Annotated in this window: 20 protein-coding genes; 8 read left to right on the forward strand and 12 right to left on the reverse strand. The window is 65.1% G+C overall.

What is annotated here, in order from left to right:
* Positions 1-18 precede the first annotated feature (18 nt).
* Entirely contained in the window at positions 19-540 is a 522-nt protein-coding gene (locus V7066_RS17980) for a hypothetical protein (RefSeq protein WP_334184358.1), read from the reverse strand.
* A gap of 160 nt (positions 541-700) precedes the next feature.
* On the opposite strand from V7066_RS17980, the gene V7066_RS17985 reads away from it, so the two are divergent.
* Positions 701-1,099 (forward strand): hypothetical protein, encoded by a 399-nt coding sequence (locus V7066_RS17985; protein WP_334184359.1) that lies wholly within the window; start codon positions 701-703, stop codon positions 1,097-1,099.
* Positions 1,100-1,184: 85 nt separating this feature from the next.
* Here V7066_RS17985 and V7066_RS17990 read toward each other — a convergent pair whose 3' ends face one another.
* Positions 1,185-1,466: a hypothetical protein gene (locus tag V7066_RS17990; protein ID WP_334184360.1), complete on the reverse strand. Its 282-nt coding sequence runs from the start codon at positions 1,464-1,466 to the stop codon at positions 1,185-1,187.
* A 324-nt stretch (positions 1,467-1,790) separates the two neighbouring features.
* Here V7066_RS17990 and V7066_RS17995 point away from each other — a divergent pair, with 324 nt between their 5' ends.
* Entirely contained in the window at positions 1,791-2,276 is a 486-nt protein-coding gene (locus V7066_RS17995) for a COG3650 family protein (protein WP_334184361.1), read from the forward strand.
* A 237-nt stretch (positions 2,277-2,513) separates the two neighbouring features.
* Here V7066_RS17995 and V7066_RS18000 read toward each other — a convergent pair whose 3' ends face one another.
* From V7066_RS18000 to V7066_RS18010, 3 genes are all read right to left on the reverse strand, one after another.
* Positions 2,514-2,822, reverse strand: a complete 309-nt coding sequence (locus tag V7066_RS18000; RefSeq protein ID WP_334184362.1) for an alkylphosphonate utilization protein — start codon at positions 2,820-2,822, stop codon at positions 2,514-2,516.
* A 153-nt stretch (positions 2,823-2,975) separates the two neighbouring features.
* Positions 2,976-3,404, reverse strand: coding sequence for an OsmC family protein (locus V7066_RS18005; protein ID WP_334184363.1), 429 nt, complete (start codon positions 3,402-3,404; stop codon positions 2,976-2,978).
* 126 nt (positions 3,405-3,530) lie between these two features.
* Positions 3,531-3,761: a DUF2061 domain-containing protein gene (locus V7066_RS18010; protein WP_334184364.1), complete on the reverse strand. Its 231-nt coding sequence runs from the start codon at positions 3,759-3,761 to the stop codon at positions 3,531-3,533.
* 700 nt (positions 3,762-4,461) lie between these two features.
* Between V7066_RS18010 and V7066_RS18015 the strand changes: the two genes are divergently transcribed.
* Together V7066_RS18015 and V7066_RS18020 are read left to right on the forward strand one after the other, a co-directional pair.
* The gene (locus V7066_RS18015; RefSeq protein ID WP_147219515.1) at positions 4,462-4,773 is read left to right on the forward strand and encodes a hypothetical protein; all 312 of its coding nucleotides are present in this window, start codon (positions 4,462-4,464) and stop codon (positions 4,771-4,773) included.
* A gap of 95 nt (positions 4,774-4,868) precedes the next feature.
* Entirely contained in the window at positions 4,869-5,420 is a 552-nt protein-coding gene (locus tag V7066_RS18020; protein WP_334184365.1) for a hypothetical protein, read from the forward strand.
* Positions 5,421-5,429: 9 nt separating this feature from the next.
* Here the strand turns inward: V7066_RS18020 and V7066_RS18025 are convergent, their stop codons facing one another.
* Genes V7066_RS18025 through V7066_RS18035 form a run of 3 tightly spaced genes read right to left on the reverse strand, consistent with a single transcriptional unit; the run spans position 5,430 to position 9,043 of the window.
* Positions 5,430-7,040 (reverse strand): capsular polysaccharide export protein, LipB/KpsS family, encoded by a 1,611-nt coding sequence (locus tag V7066_RS18025; RefSeq protein ID WP_334184366.1) that lies wholly within the window; start codon positions 7,038-7,040, stop codon positions 5,430-5,432.
* Positions 7,037-7,885 (reverse strand): inositol monophosphatase family protein, encoded by an 849-nt coding sequence (locus V7066_RS18030; protein WP_334184367.1) that lies wholly within the window; start codon positions 7,883-7,885, stop codon positions 7,037-7,039. Before V7066_RS18030 ends, V7066_RS18025 begins: the two co-directional genes overlap by 4 nt.
* Before the next feature lie 39 nt (positions 7,886-7,924).
* A complete protein-coding gene (locus V7066_RS18035) occupies positions 7,925-9,043 on the reverse strand; it encodes a DUF2279 domain-containing protein (RefSeq protein WP_334184368.1) in 1,119 nt (372 codons plus the stop codon).
* Between the two features lie 137 nt (positions 9,044-9,180).
* Here V7066_RS18035 and V7066_RS18040 point away from each other — a divergent pair, with 137 nt between their 5' ends.
* From V7066_RS18040 to V7066_RS18050, 3 genes are all read left to right on the forward strand, one after another.
* Complete coding sequence (locus tag V7066_RS18040) at positions 9,181-10,218, forward strand: phytanoyl-CoA dioxygenase family protein (protein ID WP_334184369.1); 1,038 nt, start codon at positions 9,181-9,183, stop codon at positions 10,216-10,218.
* Between the two features lie 270 nt (positions 10,219-10,488).
* Positions 10,489-11,526 (forward strand): KpsF/GutQ family sugar-phosphate isomerase, encoded by a 1,038-nt coding sequence (locus V7066_RS18045; RefSeq protein ID WP_334184370.1) that lies wholly within the window; start codon positions 10,489-10,491, stop codon positions 11,524-11,526.
* Positions 11,527-11,533: 7 nt separating this feature from the next.
* On the forward strand, positions 11,534-12,343 hold the full coding sequence (locus V7066_RS18050) for a 3-deoxy-manno-octulosonate cytidylyltransferase family protein (protein WP_334184371.1): 810 nt from the start codon (positions 11,534-11,536) through the stop codon (positions 12,341-12,343).
* 170 nt (positions 12,344-12,513) lie between these two features.
* Here V7066_RS18050 and kdsA read toward each other — a convergent pair whose 3' ends face one another.
* Complete coding sequence (gene kdsA, locus V7066_RS18055; protein ID WP_334184372.1) at positions 12,514-13,356, reverse strand: 3-deoxy-8-phosphooctulonate synthase; 843 nt, start codon at positions 13,354-13,356, stop codon at positions 12,514-12,516.
* Between the two features lie 178 nt (positions 13,357-13,534).
* Here kdsA and V7066_RS18060 point away from each other — a divergent pair, with 178 nt between their 5' ends.
* A complete protein-coding gene (locus tag V7066_RS18060) occupies positions 13,535-14,341 on the forward strand; it encodes a sugar phosphate isomerase/epimerase family protein (RefSeq protein ID WP_334184373.1) in 807 nt (268 codons plus the stop codon).
* Between the two features lie 18 nt (positions 14,342-14,359).
* Here the strand turns inward: V7066_RS18060 and V7066_RS18065 are convergent, their stop codons facing one another.
* From V7066_RS18065 to V7066_RS18075, 3 genes are all read right to left on the reverse strand, one after another.
* On the reverse strand, positions 14,360-15,943 hold the full coding sequence (locus V7066_RS18065; RefSeq protein WP_334184374.1) for a GMC family oxidoreductase: 1,584 nt from the start codon (positions 15,941-15,943) through the stop codon (positions 14,360-14,362).
* A 361-nt stretch (positions 15,944-16,304) separates the two neighbouring features.
* Positions 16,305-16,538, reverse strand: coding sequence for a hypothetical protein (locus tag V7066_RS18070; RefSeq protein ID WP_334184375.1), 234 nt, complete (start codon positions 16,536-16,538; stop codon positions 16,305-16,307).
* A gap of 108 nt (positions 16,539-16,646) precedes the next feature.
* Positions 16,647-16,853 (reverse strand): hypothetical protein, encoded by a 207-nt coding sequence (locus V7066_RS18075; protein ID WP_334184376.1) that lies wholly within the window; start codon positions 16,851-16,853, stop codon positions 16,647-16,649.
* Positions 16,854-16,884 lie beyond the last annotated feature (31 nt).

Raw genomic sequence — 16,884 nt, forward strand, 5'->3', positions numbered from 1 at the left:
TTGTTGGCGCCTGATCTCTCAGGCGCCGTCGCGTTCGGCGGCGAGGACATCGGCGGCGGCGCCGGCGGCACGGGCGGCGGATTCGGCAGCGGAATCGCGAGAGGGCTGCGAAGGGCCTGCCGAGGTGGAGTTCCGAGGCGCGGCCTGCTGCGACGTGTAGCCCTGCGGCCCGGGCAGCGCACGCTGCGGGGCGGCAATGAACGGGGAAGCATCGCCGTCGCCGTCCTCGTCGTGCCAGCGCGGTGGGGAAGCGGAGTACCCGTCATCGACCCAGCCGGGCGCGCCGAGCACGACCATGCGCCCACGCGGAGGGCCGAAACCGGAGTGGTCGCTGCCGGTATAGTCGTCGTCGGAGAGGGCATAGCCGCGCTCTTCCTGTTCGGCATCGGCGCGATCGCCGCGCGAAGAATGGCGGGCCTCGCCGCCAAGGGCATAGCCTTCCGGATACTTCTGCATCCGGCCGGTCGTCATGCCCGCGACGACCACACCTGCGCCCACGCCGCCCGCGGCCAGCACCAGGAACCATTTGCCGAAACCCATCTCAACTCCACGTCACGCCAGCCCGACCTTCCTAATATAGGACTATCCGAGGTCCGATGTCGGTGAGGTGAATGCTTTGCGAGCGAATGCTCTGGGCAATGGGGATTATACCGATATCTGCGAAAAGAAACCGTTCATATCCCGGTGACATGGTGAACGCATGTTTACGAAACGGTCAGACGCCTACTCGCTCACGCCCTGCTGGTTCTCGCGCGTCCACGAACCCGATGGACGACGGGAGCGGGAGGACGACGGAACGCTGATTTGCACGTGCCGCTATTGCCGAAAACGCATCCGATCGCGCGAGGGCAAGACCTGGAACCTCGCCGACGGTCTCGATCTCGATGCTCTGGCCGCCTCCTGCATTTCCAGCCATTTCAGCGTGATCGATGTGGAGGAGGGGATGGTGCTGGCCCGCTACAAGGTGCCGCCCGATGCGGACGAACTCGCCATCGAGGACATGCGCGCCGTGATTGCGGCCAAGCACGACTTCGAGGAAGGCGGCGATCTGGAAATCCGCCTCATCCGGCACGAGGAAGTGCTCCAGAAGCGGCATTGAAAGTCGGCTTCCAGATACCAAAAAGGGCGCTCACCCGGCTGGGGAGCGCCCTTTTTCGTGCAGGCCTAAGCCTTGATGAGGTGCCTTACTCGGCAGCAGCCTGGGCCAGAGCACCCTTGGCGTCGGCGAGGCGGAAGTTGACGTTGCGCGAGTTGTAGGTGCCGGTCACGCGGTTGCCCGAAACGTAGAGACGGAAGGGAACCTGGCCCTGGGCGGTGCCGGAGATCACGGTAACCTTGCCCTTCTGCTCGGTCGTGTAGTTGTAGTGCACGCCGTCGTGCGAGAAATCACGCGAGTCTTCGGCGTAGGCAGTGGTGGCGGCAACGGCGGCGAAAGCGGCGCCAGCGGCAAAAACGGTCTTCAGCATGGCAAAATCCTTAGTCTGAAACGATAGGAGATTGCCTTGGGCACCCCTTATCTTGTTGCAGTGCAACATGTCTGTAGGGGGCTGCCGTCGCAATGGCATTACTTGCCACCGGTGTTGCAGAAAGTGCAACTTGGCAAATTCCTGCGACGATTGATTGTGTTAGCGGTAACCGAAATGCCGAAAAAAATGGTTCTGACGTAAAATTTCTTCATTCCAGCGTGGGACCGGCGTTCTCTTTCGGGCGAATCGATGGCCGGCTAAGAGGAAAAGAGACTTCGGAGGAGGCCGATTGCGCGATTTGCGTGAGAGCGATAGGGTCGTGACATGAAGAAAGCTCATGCAGCCATGCGACGTGCCGGGCTTGGATACTTAGCGGCTCTGGGATCTGCTTTGGCAATGGCGGCCTGCCATGGCGGCGCAAAGGACATGCCGGGAGATGCGCGGGACCATGCGCCGTTCCACGAAATTGGTGCTGAGGATACCATTCACTTCCTCGGCACGGAGCCGTTCTGGGGTGGTGATGTCACCGGCACGCGGATGACGTATTCCACGCCGGAATCGCGGGCGGGCGAGGTTTTCCCGGTCTCGCGCTTTGCCGGGCGCGGCGGGCTGTCGTTCACCGGGATGCGCGGCGGTGCCGAACTGACATTGGCGGTCGCGCCGGGACAATGCAGCGACGGGATGTCGGATCGTGTCTATCCCTTTACGGTGATGTTGAAAATTGGTGCAGAAACCCGGAATGGCTGTGCCTGGACGGATCGTCAGCGGCCGAGCGGCGGGGAGACTTCGGACCCCTCAAGGCCGCGCTGAGCGTCGGAACTCCGCGAAGAGGCTGCTTCGCGGGGCTTTTGGGGCGCTGTCGGCGGATCGTCCGCATGAGAGCCGGCGGGCAGGCAAGCGCCCGCCAGAACTCCAATCGCGATGGCGGCGACCACTGCGCCGAGCATAGGGGGCTTCATTGGCGTCTTCATCGGCAATGCGGTTCTCCGATTGCCCCCTTCCGGGATTCAAACGCCTGAAATTCCTGGCTGTTCCGATCGCGCCTGCTTAGCGTTTGCGCACGAATTCCGCGCGCAGGACCAAGCCCTTGATACCGGGATATTTGCAGTCGATCTCCTGCGGATCACCGGTCAGGCGGATCGACTTGATGAGCGTACCCTGCTTGAGCGTCTGACCCGCGCCCTTGACCTCGAGGTCCTTGATCAGCGTGACCTGGTCGCCGTCCGCCAGCAGATTGCCCACCGCATCGCGCACTTCGACCGTATTCGCGGCGGCGCGTTTGCTTGCCAGTTCGGACGCGGGCATCCATTCGCCGCTGTCCTCATCGTAGACGTAATCCTCGTCGTCGCCTGCCATGATCGTCCTTTCGTTGGAGAGGCGGCCATGGCAGGCGACGGTGACTTTTCCTAGAACAGTTTCTAACCCGGCTGCATCGGGGCAACTGCCATAGGCTTTTGATTTGCCGCATTTTCCGGTACACCGGGTGATTCCACCCGATGAGAAAATACTTTAGTTTTCCAACGACTTTTCGAGCGTGATCTCGCAATTCAGCAGCTTGGAGATCGGGCAGCCGGCTTTGGCTTCATCGGCCAGTCGCTCGAAATCCTCCGCGCTGATGCCGGGAACGCTGGCCTTTAGCGTCAGCGCGGACTTGGTGACTGCAAAGCCACCGTCGGCGCTGTCGAGCGTGACCGTGCACTGGGTGTCCAGCGTACCGTCGGCAAAACCCGCCTTGGCCAGCGCGAAGCTGGTGGCCATGGTGAAGCAGGCAGCATGGGCGGCGGCGATGAGTTCCTCGGGATTGGTGCCCGGCTGGCCTTCGAACCGGGTGCCGAAGCCGTAGGGCTGGTCGCTGAGGACGCCCGAACGCGTCGTGATCGCGCCCTTGCCCTCCTTGCCGAGGCCTGTGTAGCGGGCGGAGGCGGAGTTCGTCGTCATGCCGGTGTTCCTTTCATGGATCTACGGGAAGGTGGGGGCGGGCGCTTGGGCCGCGAACCTGGGCAAACGCGAAGCCGCGGATGTCGTTCCCGATTCGCGGACGTTATTCATGGTGCAAACGGATGCTCAGGCTGGGTGTAGTGCCCGAAAGCCCGGATTCTCGACGTTAGCGGATGCAGCATCGAATCGTTTCCAGGCGCGTTCGTGGAACCAGAAGGCTACCGCGTTGATGCACGGTTCCACAAGCGCGATCCCGCCCGCGAGGGCCAGCGAACCTGTCATTACATAGGCAACGGTGAAGCCGACCGTCAGGTGGAGGCACAAGTACGTCAGCGTCTTGGTGAGATCGCGGGACATGGTGAATTCCTTTCGCAGTGCAAAATAACGGAATTCCGCGCGTTTGCGCCAATGATCGCTTCCGATTTCTTTGATCGGCTGCTATGTGTCCAGACAGAAGAGAGGCGGGCCGCAAGAGACGGTACCGACTGGGAAGAGGGCCAGGATTAAAGGCGTCGTGAAGCAATTCATGGCGGTATTGCGGGAAGAACTTGTCCCGTTCGCGGCAGATCGGATCAAAGCCGATTTTCTACGTTCAGGCAGACAGGAGACGCCGCGATGACACCGAGCATGATCGGTGCCGCTCTCATGCAGGATAGCCCGGTTCCCCGAGCGGACGATTTCGCCCTCATCCAATCCAAGCCGGGATTCACCCCGACCGTTTTGCAACGGCGTGGCGACGGTTTGGTTCCTGGATGAGGGCGGATCGTCTTTCGGGGAAGGTAAGCAATACGGGGCGCGACGTGATCGACCGCCCCTCGGTCGGACTTCGGCGCAAGCGGGTCTGACGACAGGGAGGCGGCCCCGGTGCTGCAGTACGGCGTTTCACGCCAGCGTTGCAGGCAGGTGCCGCAAGAGGCCGAGGGAAGGGAGAAGGTCAAGGCGCGGCGGCCCCGAGGTCGGCCGCGCCTTGATGTTGCGGCTTCGGCGGTTTTGCCGATTGTCACCGCACGGCTGCGTTCCGGCTGGACCGGGGTGATGCGGCGCAGCATAAGGCGGCATGGAATTCGTCCACCAATACGAGCGCGCGATCACCTGGATCGTCGCGCAGTGCCCGGCCCCCGACAAGTTCGCGCATACTTACGCGGGCCTGACGATATGGCTTCTCACCGCAATTTTGATGAAGAAGAAGCTCAGCTCCAACTGGCCGCTGGCCATGGTGGTGATCTTCGAACTCGGAAACGAGTATATCGACCGGCTCGCGCATGGTTCCTGGGCCTGGCACGATACGATCGGCGATGTGATCGCCACGCTGTTCTGGCCCTTTGTGCTGTCCTTCGCGATGCGCTTGCGCCCGGCTATCCGCGGCTGACGCTTTGATCGCCTCTGGCGCGATTGCAGTAGCGGCGGGAACCGGCGATGCTCCAATGCGATTCGACAGGAGTCGAACGTGACGGAGGATACCGGATGCTTGACCCTGACTGGCGCGCCTTGGTGGCGGGCGGTGCTCTCGTTCTCGCTCTTGGCGGCCTGACAGGCTGCAACAAGGGTGCCGAGCCCGACGCGGTGCCGTCCTCCGTTCTTGCCGAGCGCACCGCTGCGGCCACGGAGGGAGCCGTAACGGAAGAAGCCGTTACCGCCGCACCGACAGGCGCGGTAGCCAGCCTCTCTGCCTATGTCGGCAAATACCCGCTCGACAAAGTGGGCGACTATGCGTTCTTCCAGCATCCGGTGGTGCAGGAAGGCCTGTCCCGCGCCGTGGCCGATCCCAAGGTCCTCGCCGCCATTGCGGCGATAAAGGGGCCGGTCGGCCCGGTCATGCGCAAGGACAACGACATTGCTGCCTCGCAGTGCGAACAGCACGACTGCGGCGCCCGCAACTACGCGATCCACGTCGATGCGACGACTAACCGGGTGTCCTCCGTCTGCTATTACGACGAGCAGGCCGGGCCGATCGCCACCTGGTACAAGCCGGACGGTTCGAAAGTCAGCGAGGGCGACGGCTGCTCCGTCGGCTAGTTCTCCTCGTCATCGGCCCATGATCCACCCCAGCACGCGCTTGATCCGGCCTTGCGCTTCACGCAGGCGAATGAGGCCGGAGCGGACTTCGGCCTGTCCCCCCGCGATCCGTTCCACCAGGGTTTCCGGCTCGCAGGGCAGGCGGGTGACCGGGTCTAGATAGCGCGGGTAGAGAATGAGCGTGGCCGCCACCAGTTCATCGAGCGTGCGCCGGCGGGTACGGCGGGCGGGCACGGCGCCGAGATCGTGGGTCAGGCCCCATCCGGCGTAGAACGGCACGCCGTGGGTGACGACTTCGCGCCCGCGCATCAGCGCCTCGAACCCGGCCAGCGAAGTCAGGACATGGACCGTATCGACCCGGTCCAGCAGCGCAGCGATCGACGAGGTGCGGTCGATTTCGTCGGCATATTCCAGAGCCTGGGCATCGGGAACATGGCCCTTGCGATGGCCGGCCTCGACATCGGGGTGGGGTTTGAAGACGATGTGCGCGTCCGGCTCATGGGCGCGGGCGCGGCGCAGCAGTGCAAGGTTGTCCAGCCCGCCGCCGCCGCGCAGCACCGAGCGGTCGTCTGCGACCTGCCCGGTCACGAGCACTTGCTTGCGGCTGTTCTCTCTGGACGCAACCGGGCGTTCGGTGTCCTGCCCGTATTTGCTGATTCCGCCGGAAACGAGGCGTTCGCGCAAGGATGCCGCGCGTCGGAGCATGTCCTCGGAAATCGTTGCGGTTTCGAGGAGGACTTCCAGTTCGCTCGCCTGGGCCGGGTCGAAGTGCGGGCCGTGCGCGTCGACGACGATCGAAAGCGGCGGCACGCAATTGGCGCCGAGGCCGGTCGAACGGATCATGCCGTCCTCGATCTCGCCGATCCGCACGCCGCGCGCTTCGAGTTGCGACAGGGTGCGGGCATCGCTGCGCGCGATCCAGGCGAGCACTTGCGAGGCCCCGGAGGGTAACGGGGCGGGAAGCTCGGCGGCCTTGGCGTGGCGCACCGGGGCAGAGCCGTCCCACAGCAGGGCGTCGGCGGTGATGCGCTTCCACGACGCGATGCCGTAGATGGCGGCGACGGAACGGTTCGCGTCGATCAGGCGGCGCCAGCTGGCGAGCATGGCGATTGCTTGTCGCGGCTCTAGCACGTCGCCGGTGAAGGGATCGCGGTAGGTCCAGCGTCCGAGTTCGGCGGCAAGCGTCGCTTCCAGAGTGGCGGGGTCGCCCAGAGCGGCGAACCGGCCCGCGCCGAGCGGCTGAACCCGGCAGCCGCAGAGGGCGGCGACCAGGAGCAGTTCGTCGTCGGCACCGGCGATCACGAGATCGGCTCCGGCGCAGAGGCCCCAGGGATCGGCATCGGCGGGCAGGCGGTCGCGCGAGATGGCTTGCGTTTCCAGGTCGGCCGCACGCAAGTACCGGGTGGCTTCGTCGGCTATCTCGGGATTTGCCGCAGAAACGACGATAGTGCGACCCTCGGGCAGTGAAGCCGCCGTTCCCCAATAAGCGCCGCCGACGCGTGCCTCGCGCAGGGCGGTGGCGAGGCCTTCGACCTCCGCGTGGTGACTTGGCGAGGCTTCGGCGAGAGCCGCGGCGCGGTGGCCCGGGAAGGGCGGGATGCGCAGGAAGGGAACTGTCATCGCGTGGTCTCTAGCCGCACGGTCAGCGAATCTCCAAGCGCGGAGAGGCGGCCTGCCGCCCAGTTCCATGTCTTTTCCGTGGTGGCCGCGATCAGGCCCTCGCGGCGGTCGTCGCAGCGATAGGGGCTGCCATCGGGGCGGGTGGCGCGGCCTCCGGCCTCGTTGAGGAACAGCACGCCTGCCGCATGGTCCCAGGGCAGGGTGCGGGTGAACAGGGTCGCATGGTTGCCGCCCGTTGCGATGCGGGGGTACTGGTCGGCGGCGCAGCGGGGGCTGTCGAGCACTTCGGCATCTTCGGCGAGAGCTGTGAGCAGCCGCGCGCGCCTGTCCTTGTCGGGAATGAGCCGCGTCACCGCTACCAGCGGGCGTGCCGGTTCGGCGGAGGGCGTGCGGAACGGCGTACCGTCGATCGTTGCGCCTTCACCGGAGAACGCCGCGCAGAAGCGGCCGGACAGCGGATCGAGTATCCAGCCGCCGATCGGAATCCCGTCCTGCGCCAAGGCCACAAGCAGGCCGAAGGGGCCGGTTCCCGCCGCGAAATTGGCGGTTCCGTCGAGCGGGTCGATGATCCAGCAGGTGCCGGAGCCGAGATGATCCAGCAGCTCCGGCCGGTGGTGCACGGCTTCCTCGCCGACGACATGGGCGCCGGGGATCAGGCCTGCGAGACGATCGGACAGGATCGCTTCGCATTCCCGGTCGGCGGCGGTTACCGGCTCACTGTCACCGGGGTTCTCGGCCTTGTCCTCTACCGGCGCGGCGCCTGCGGTGCCGAAACGCGGGAGGATGGCGAGACGCGCCGCCTCGCGCATCGCCTGCTCGACGGCAGGCGTGAGATGTCGGTTCATGATCGGCGGGCCTTGAGGGTCGGAACGGGGAGCGAAGGGTCACCAATGGCCGAAGTCGCCGCGCGTGTCGACACGCAGCGAGGTATAGGGAAGCTGGACGTGATCGAGCACCGAATAGGCTGCCTTGCCGAAACGGGACTCCGAGCGTCCGAACAGCAGCTCGCCCAGATTCAGGCCGAGGCCGAAGAACAGGTGGCGCTTGGGTTCGATCCCCTTGGCGCGGTCGCTGTTGAGGAAGTCGGTGGCGTAGTAGCCGATCTGGAGATCGAGGAAACGCAGCGGACTGCGCTGGAGTCCCTCGAAGCCTGCGCCTTTCAGGGCGAAGAGAAAGCGTTGCTGGGCGTAGTGCTTCTTGCCGACGTGGCTGTAGATCCGCTCGTTCGGCATGATCTCGATCTTGAAGGCGAACTTGTCCTTCAGGCCCGGAACCGTGTTGCGCAGCACGGAGAGCGTCGCGCCGGTCAAGTTCATGGCGATGTCCTGCATCGAATAGCCGCTGTCGGTTTCGATACCGTCCGATATCTCGTTGAGCGCCATCACCCCGGCGGCGAGGACCCCCGCCGTGACGGCATCGCCTTCCGAACCCTGCGTGTTGCGGTGCAGACGGGCATGGAGAATGTCGGCGATGAGGTAGGTGTTGAAGGCGTGGGTGAGCTTGTCCATGCCGATGTTGGCCGTGTCCTTGCCGAACCAGCCTTCGTCCTTGAAATGGAACGGCGCGGTTTTCTTGAACAGCTTGGGAATGCTCTGCGCACCCATGTAGACGAACAGGATCGCGAGTTCGGTCCTGATCGTCCCGGCTTGCTGGAAAACGCCGCGATAGGGGGCGTATGCGCGCGGGATATGGCCCGAACCGTCGAGACGGCTGCCGGGCGAGAAAGGCTGGGTGGGGCCGTAGGCGTCGGTCGCTTCTTCGGGGGGCTCGGCAAGCGTCGCCGGAGTCAGGTCGATCAGGGCGGACGAGGGAGCCGGCGCAGGGATATCGACGAGATTCCATTTCGATACGGTGATTGGCAAAGGCCCGATCGCGGTGTCGGCTACGGGGATTTCCGGTGCCGAAAAGGGCGGCGAACCATCCCACTCATCTGCCCGTGCCGGTGTCGCTGAAAGGCAGATGGCCAGTGCCAGGGCGAAGCCGCTGGAAGAACCCATCCTCATGAATCTTCTCATCCTGAAAAGCTGAGCCGGTTATTCGGCCAAGCCCGTTCAGCGCCCCGAAGAAGACGAAATCCGTTGCCGACGATCTCCCAAGCGGGCTGTTGCCCTGCTCCGGGGAAATCGGTAGCGCCCTTCCTATGAGAGTTCCGAAGTCGATAAAATTGCTACTCCTGTCACCTGTCTGGCTCTTTCAGCTAGGGACATCGGCCAAAAGTTTTCTCGACAATCCCCTGATCGGCTCGCAGCGACTCAACCGTCTGGGTCTTCATCGCGGAAGGGTCCGACTGGCCGGGGCACTCTGTGCGTGGCGACGCTGGCGGCTGGCGAAGAAGGTCCGCACGGACTGGCGCGAGGCTTTCGACCGGGATGGATATGTCGCGATCGAGAACGTGATCCCGCCCGAGCAGTTTGCGGCCTTGCGTGCGGCGATCCTGTCTTACGAGGGCGACGCGCGCGAGATGCGGCAGGGCGATGCGATAACGCGCCGCCTCGCCATCGACCCGGCCATGCTGCAGGCGATTCCGCAGTTGCGCGGCCTGCTCGATCGCAGCGATCTCAATGCGCTGTTCGAATATGTCGCCGGTTTCCGCATCAGGCCGGTGCACTATATCCAGACTATCGTCACCCACGATGCCAGCAACGAGGCCGATCCGCAGGAATCGCTCCATGCCGATGCCTTTCATTCCTCGTTGAAGGCCTGGCTCTTTCTCAATCCCGTCACCGCCGACGAAGCGCCTTTCACGTTCGTGCCGGGGTCGCATCGCCTGACCCGCGAACGGCTGGACTGGGAGCACCGCCGCAGCCTTGCCGATCCGCGCGCGATCGACCGGCTATCCGCGCGCGGTTCGCCGCGAGTGAGGGCTGCCGATCTGACCGAGATGCGGCTGCCTGAACCCAAGCCGCTGGCGGTTCCGGGCAATACTCTGGTCGTGGCCGATACGCTGGGCTTTCACGCGCGCGGGGCTTCGGTGCGGCCGATCGAGCGTGTCGAGATCTGGTCCTATTCGCGGCGCAATCCGTTTCTGCCCTGGCTGGGCGGCGATCTGCTGAGCCTGCCCGGCCTTGCCGAGCGCCGCATCGGCTGGCTCTGGGGAATCCGGGACCGGTTCGAGAAAGTGGCGGGTCAGCCCTGGCAGCGCGTCGGCAAGCGTCGTCCTGTAGACGCGCAGGACTGAACCAGTCGAATTTCTTGCGGCAAAAATGTCACGATTAATTTCCGTCAACTATAGCGCCTTTCTACTGGCCGGAGCCTGTGCTTGATTTGCGGCAAGTGGAGGAAATCGGCCGGCCTGCGGAGTTTACAGACTTGGCCATGCTGCGTAGCACAACGTCGCGGATTGTGCCGATGCCTAACAATACATGTCAGGACTCAGGCGTTGTGCACTGCGACAAGCAAGGTATAGGCGATGCGCAGCAATCGAAAGCATGCCACCAGGGGGGTAAAGTTGCCGAATTCCGTTGTCCCGATAGCCGTCGGGGCTAGCAATTTCATCGTCTCTCGCGCCCGCGAAGTCATCGATATCGAGGCGCGCACGCTGGACGAACTCGGTGCCTCGCTCGGCACGAGCTTCACCAAGGCCTGCCAGCTTCTGGCCGGTGCCACCGGCCGCATCGTCGTTGCCGGCGTCGGCAAGTCGGGTCATATCGCCCGCAAGATCGCGGCGACGCTTTCCGCCACTGGTTCTCCCGCCATGTACCTCCATCCCGGCGAGGCCGCGCATGGCGATCTCGGCATGGTGGTCGAGGGCGACGTGGTGCTCGCCATCTCCAATTCCGGCAATACCGCCGAACTCCAGGTGCTGTTCGACCATACCGAGCGCTGTGAGATTCCCGTCGTCGGCATGACCTCCTACGCCGATTCGCTGGTCGAGCGCCGTTCCGACGTCTGCGTGCTGCTGCCCGTCGCGACCGAAGCCTGCTCGGCCAACATCGCGCCCACCAGTTCGACCACGCAGCAACTTGCCCTTGGCGACGCGATCGCGATGGTGCTGATGGACATGCAGGGCGTCTCGCGCGAGAGTCTCAAGGCGCTTCATCCGGGCGGTTCGATCGGCCTGCGCCTCGCCTCGGTCAGCCAGATCATGCACGGCGCCGACAAGCTGCCGCTGGTCGAACTCGACCTGCCGATGGACGATGTCATCACCTGCATGACCTCGATGGGCTTCGGCATCGCCGGTGTCGTCGATCCCGCCGGTCGTCTGGCCGGGATCATCACCGACGGTGACTTGCGCCGCCACTTCAAGATGCTCGATCAGGTCTGCGCGCGCGAAGTGATGACGCCGCGCCCGAAGATGCTGCGGGCCGACATGGCGGCCGAGGATGCCCTGCGCTTCCTCAACGACGCCCAGATCACCTGCGCTTTCGTGGTCGGCGAAGACGGCCCGAACTGCGCCGTGGTCGAGGACGAGATGGTCGCCACGATCAACCAGATTCCTGTCGGCATCATCCATCTGCACGACTTCCTCCGCGCAGGGCTGAGCTGACCTTTCCGTGACTTCGACCAGTTTTGCCATCGTCATCCCGGCGCGCTTCGCGTCGAGCCGTTATCCGGGCAAGCCGCTCGTGCGCCTGGCCGGAGCCACCGGCGAGGAACGCAGCCTGATCCGGCGTAGCTGGGACTGCGCCATGGGCGTACCCGGTTCCGCCGGCGTCTGGGTCGCCACCGACGACGATCGGATTGCCGCGGAAGTGGAGAGCTTCGGCGGGCAGGTCGTGATGACCTCTCCCGATTGCGCCAACGGCACCGAACGCTGTGCCGAAGCCATTGCGAAGCTCGGCCCGGTGGCGGATGTCGTCGTGAATCTCCAGGGCGATGCACCGCTGTCACCGGCAGGTGTCGTGCCCGCGCTGGTGGCGCGCCTGCTCGAAGACCCCGAGGCGATCATGGCGACGCCGGCAGTGCGCGCCTCGCGCACGGTCTACGAACATCTGGTGCAGGATCAGGCCGAAGGCCGCGTGGGCGGAACCACGGCGGTGATCGATGGACGCGGACGGGCGCTCTACTTCTCGAAGCGGGTGCTGCCCTATCTTCCGGCGGAGGCGGCGGCGCGCAAATTCCCGCCGGTTCATCTGCACCTCGGCCTCTACGCCTATCGGCGCGAAGCGCTGGAGCGCTATGTCGCGGCGGCGCCCTGCGAGCTGGAGCTGCTCGAAGGGCTGGAGCAGCTGCGCTTCCTCGATCTCGGCCTGCCGGTCTCGGTGGTCATGCTCGATCCGCTGTCGTGGGACGCGATCGAACTCAACAATCCCGGCGACAAGCCGGTGATCGAACGCATCCTCAAGGAACGCGGCATCGCCTGAGGAGCTATTTGGAAAATGCCCGTGAGGGCATTTTCTTGCGGCACCAGCCCACGCTCCCACCCGACCTCCCATCAGGATACACTCGTGGGAGGTCGGGTGGGAGCGTGGGCTGGTGCCGCAAAATTCGCATTTAGCGAATTTTCAAACAGTCTACGCCGCGTTCTTGCTCCTTAATCAATGTCGAGCGGCGGGAAGGCCTTGACCACGCGGTCGATGGCCTGGACTTGTTCGAGATAGGCGCGCAGGCGGTCCAGCGGTAGCGCACAGGGGCCGTCGCAGAGGGCCTTGTCGGGATCGGGGTGCGCTTCCAGGAACAGTCCGGCGATGCCCAGCGCCATGCCCGCGCGGGTGAGCGCGGCGGCCTGGGTGCGGCGACCGTCGGCGCTGTCCGTGCGGCCACCGGGGCGCTGGAGCGCATGGGTGGCATCGAACACCACCGGTGCCATCGCCTTCATCTCGTCCATGCCGAGCATGTCGACGACGAGGTTGTTGTAGCCGAACGAGGAACCGCGCTCACAGAGCAGAACCTGGCCGTTCCCGGCTTCCTCGCACTTGCGGATGATGTGGCGCATTTCCTGCGGGGCGAGGAATTGCGGCTTCTTCACGTTGATGACCTTGCCGGTGCGGGCCAGCGCCACCACGAGATCGGTCTGGCGGGCGAGGAAGGCGGGAAGCTGGAGGATATCGGCGACTTCGGCTACGGCCTCGGCCTGGAAGGGTTCGTGGACGTCGGTGAGCACGGGCACGCCGAAACGGTCCTTCACTTCGGCCAGGATCTTCATGCCCTCGTCGAGTCCGGGGCCGCGGAACGAGGAGATTGACGAGCGGTTCGCCTTGTCGAAGCTGGCCTTGAATACATAGGGAATGCCGAGGTCCCCGGTGACGCGCACGAATTCGGCGGCCACGTCCATCACCGCCTCGCGGCTCTCCATCACGTTCATGCCGCCGATCAGCACGAAAGGCCGGTCGTTGGCGAAAGTGACGCCGGAAGGCAGGGAAACGGATGCGATCATGGCTGGAGTCTGTCCTTGTCGATGAAGGCCTTGCCCGTCGCCGGGGCGGGCGTTGCCGTCAAGCGGATTCGCGGCTTGCGCCAACTGTGGTTTTCCTGAGATCGAGGCTTCGCGGCGCGGGCAAGGACGGCTATTCAGGAAGCCTTCACATCCCTCCACGGTTCACGAGGTTATCATCATGCCACATCCCCTAGGCATCGACATGCGCACGGTTGCCGGCATGGGCCCGGTCGAGCATGTCCGCCTTGCCGCGCAGATGGAATGCAAAGCGGTGTCGCTGGGGCTGGAGCAACCCGCCGGTCAGCCCGAGGGCTATGCGCCCTGGTCGCTGCGGGACGATGCGGCGCTTCGCCGCGAGGTCAGGGCGGCGCTGACGGATGGCGGCCTGCGCATCGGCCTGGGCGAGGGGATCAACGGCTCGGCGACGCTGGCGCCGGAAGACCACGCTGCGGACATGGACATCTTCGCCGAACTCGGCACCCGCCGTATCGGCGCACGCGACAACGGCCTCGAACGCGAGCAGGCCTTCGACTACATGGCGCGCCTCGCCGAAATGGCTCGCGCGCGCGACATGGACTTCGCCTTCGAGTTCTCGCCGATCATGACGGTCCGCAATCTTGCGGAAGCGCTCGCCCTTGTCGCCCATATCGGCGGAGACCGGGTGAGCGTGACGGTGGATGCGCTGCACTTCTTCCGTTCCGGCGGCGCGGCGCGGCAACTGGCCGAACTCGATGCCGCCCTGATCGGTCATGTCCGGCTTTGCGATGCCCTGCTCAAGGAGGCCGCCGTGCGCGGGGACGAGCCGGGCAGCGGGCGGCTGATTCCGGGGGAGGGCGACCTGCCGCTGCGCGAGTTCGTCGATGCCCTGCCGCGCGGCAAGACGCTCGGGCTGGACATGACCCTGCCGCAGGCCGCACTCGGCGTGGAGGCGGCGCGCGACTACCTCGTGGAAGTGGTGGCCCGCACCCGCGCGCTGCTGGCGTAAGGCGTCCAGAGCTGCCGCTTATCGGGCATCGGCCAGGATCATTTCCGCCCCTTTTTCCGCGATCATCATCGTCGGTGCATTGGTGTTGCCCGAAGTGATCGTCGGCATGACCGATGCGTCGATGACGCGCAGGCCATCCACGCCCATGACCCGCAGCCGCGCATCGACCACGCGACCCATCGCCGCAGTGCCGACCGGATGGAAGATGGTCGTCCCGATCATGCCCGTCGCCTCGCGCAACGCCTCGTCGCTGGCGAATTCGGGGCCGGGGCGCAGTTCCTGCGGGGTGTAGCGGGCCAGTGCAGGGCGGGCGACGATCTCCCGTGTCAGCCGGACAGACTGCACCGCAACGATCCGATCCTCCTCGGTAGAGAGGTAATTGGGGCGGATGCTCGGTGCGGAAGTGGGATCGGCATCGGTGACATGGGTGCTGCCGCGGCTTTCCGGCCGCAAGTTGCAGACGCTGGCGGTGAAGGCCGGGAATGGGTCCAGCGCGCCGCCGAACGCTTCGAGACTGAGCGGCTGGACGTGATACTCCAGGTTTGCGGTGGCATGTCGCGCATGACTTCGGGTGAACATCCCGAGCTGGCTGGGTGCCATCGCCATCGGCCCGCTGCGGCTGAGGGCATATTCCAGACCGATCCGCGCCTTGCCGAGGAGATTGGCGGCGCGCTGGTTGAGCGTGGAAACGCCGGTGACGCGCCAGGCGCAGCGCAGTTGCAGATGGTCCTGGAGGTTCTCGCCGACTTGGGGAAGGTCGAGCACCGGCGTGATGCCGTGGCCGGAAAGCCGGGCCGCCGCGCCCACGCCGCTGCGTTCGAGGATGGCGGGCGATCCGATGGCGCCTGCCGAAAGCACCACTTCGCCCGAGGCACGGGCAGTCTTCCGTTCGCCGCCGATCGCATAGACCACCGCTGCGGCGCGGCCCTGCTCGAACAGCACACGGTCGACCGTGGCGCCGGTCACGACCTTGAGGTTGGCGCGGCTTCGCACGGGCTTCAGGAAGGCGTCGGATGCACTCCAGCGCCAGCCCCGGCGCTGCGTGACCTGGAAGAAGCCGGAGCCTTCGTTGTCTCCCCGGTTGAAGTCGGAGACCTCGGGAATGCCCTGCTGCGTGCAGGCCTCGCGGAAGGCTTCCAGGATTTCCCAGCGCAGTCGTTGCTTCTCCACCCGGATCTCGCCGCCGCTACCGTGGAAGGCGCTGGCGCCCTCGTAATGGTCCTCGGCGCGGGTGAAGTAAGGCAGGACTTCGTCCCAGCCCCAGCCGGGGTTGCCCGCCTGTCGCCAATGGTCGTAGTCGGCCGCCTGCCCGCGCATGTAGATCATGCCGTTGATCGAGGAACTGCCGCCCAGCACTTTTCCGCGCGGATAGCGCAGGCTGCGTCCGTTCAGGCCTGCTTCCGCTTCGGTGGAAAGGCACCAGTCGGTGCGTGGGTTGCCGATGCAGTAGAGATAGCCCACCGGGACGCGAATCCAGATGTAGTCGTCCTTGCCGCCCGCTTCCAGCAGAAGCACGCGGCGGCGCGGGTCTGCGCTCAGCCGGTTCGCCAGCACGCAACCGGCGCTACCGCCGCCCACGACGATATAGTCGAACTCTCCCATGCCTCAGGGCTAGGACGCGGGTTTCGGGCGATCAAGCTCTCCCCTTTGCGCCTTGACGTCCGCCCTGCGAAACCCGCTCCGGCGATACGGGGCAGGACCGTGCGGCAGTTCCCGGGCGACGCCGTTAAATTTCTGCAACGCTCTGTCCTCGCATCGGGACATGGCGAATACACGCGCCACCGAACGCAGTATCGGACCAGTAGCGAACGACGCCTGACCGTCGTTCACACGGGAGCCGTCGGTGCAGGGGCCGGTCGTACGTCGGGGGGCGAACGACAGGTTCATGGCGGGAGCACGGCCTAAGCCGCGCTCGGGACACGCCTCCACCGGCGGCTCGCTTTTTTTGCCGGGCGCCGTGCTCCTAAGGCCCGTGGGGCGATACGGCGGGTGCCTGTTGCTGGGCCGCGCCGGGCGCGAGATAATCCGGGTCGGGGCGGCTCCAGATGCCGATGGAAAGCCAGAGTATCGCGATCGCCACAGCAAAGACGCCGAAGATCGCAGCCAAAATATGCGGCAGAATCTTCAGTGTGGCGTTGCCTTGGGGAATGCGCGCGGCATGACGACCGTGCGAAGGGGTGGTTACCTCATCCTGCATCCGCTTCTCCTGTCCTGAGAACTCTGCGTCGCCCGGAAGCGCGCGGTTCCTTGTTTTCCACGGACAGGATCAGTCGAGTCGGCCGCGCTGGCAAGCGAATTCGATCGTTTACCCGCCGAGGGCGTGTTCCTCGGCCGTGACCGGATGTCCTTGAGGCGGCGGTTGGTCCCACCATGCGCGCGAAATCCAGATCGCGGACATGGCCAGGATCGCGAGCAACAGGCTCGCGATCAGGACATAGCGCACGATATGGGGCGTGCTGCCCGAGCGGGCTTCGTCCTCGTCCAGATGAACTTCTTCACCGATGCGTTGCATCTCGGCTCTCCCGTGGCCCGCAGCTTCGGGA

This window comes from Novosphingobium sp., assembly GCF_036820275.1.
GTDB lineage: Bacteria > Pseudomonadota > Alphaproteobacteria > Sphingomonadales > Sphingomonadaceae > Novosphingobium.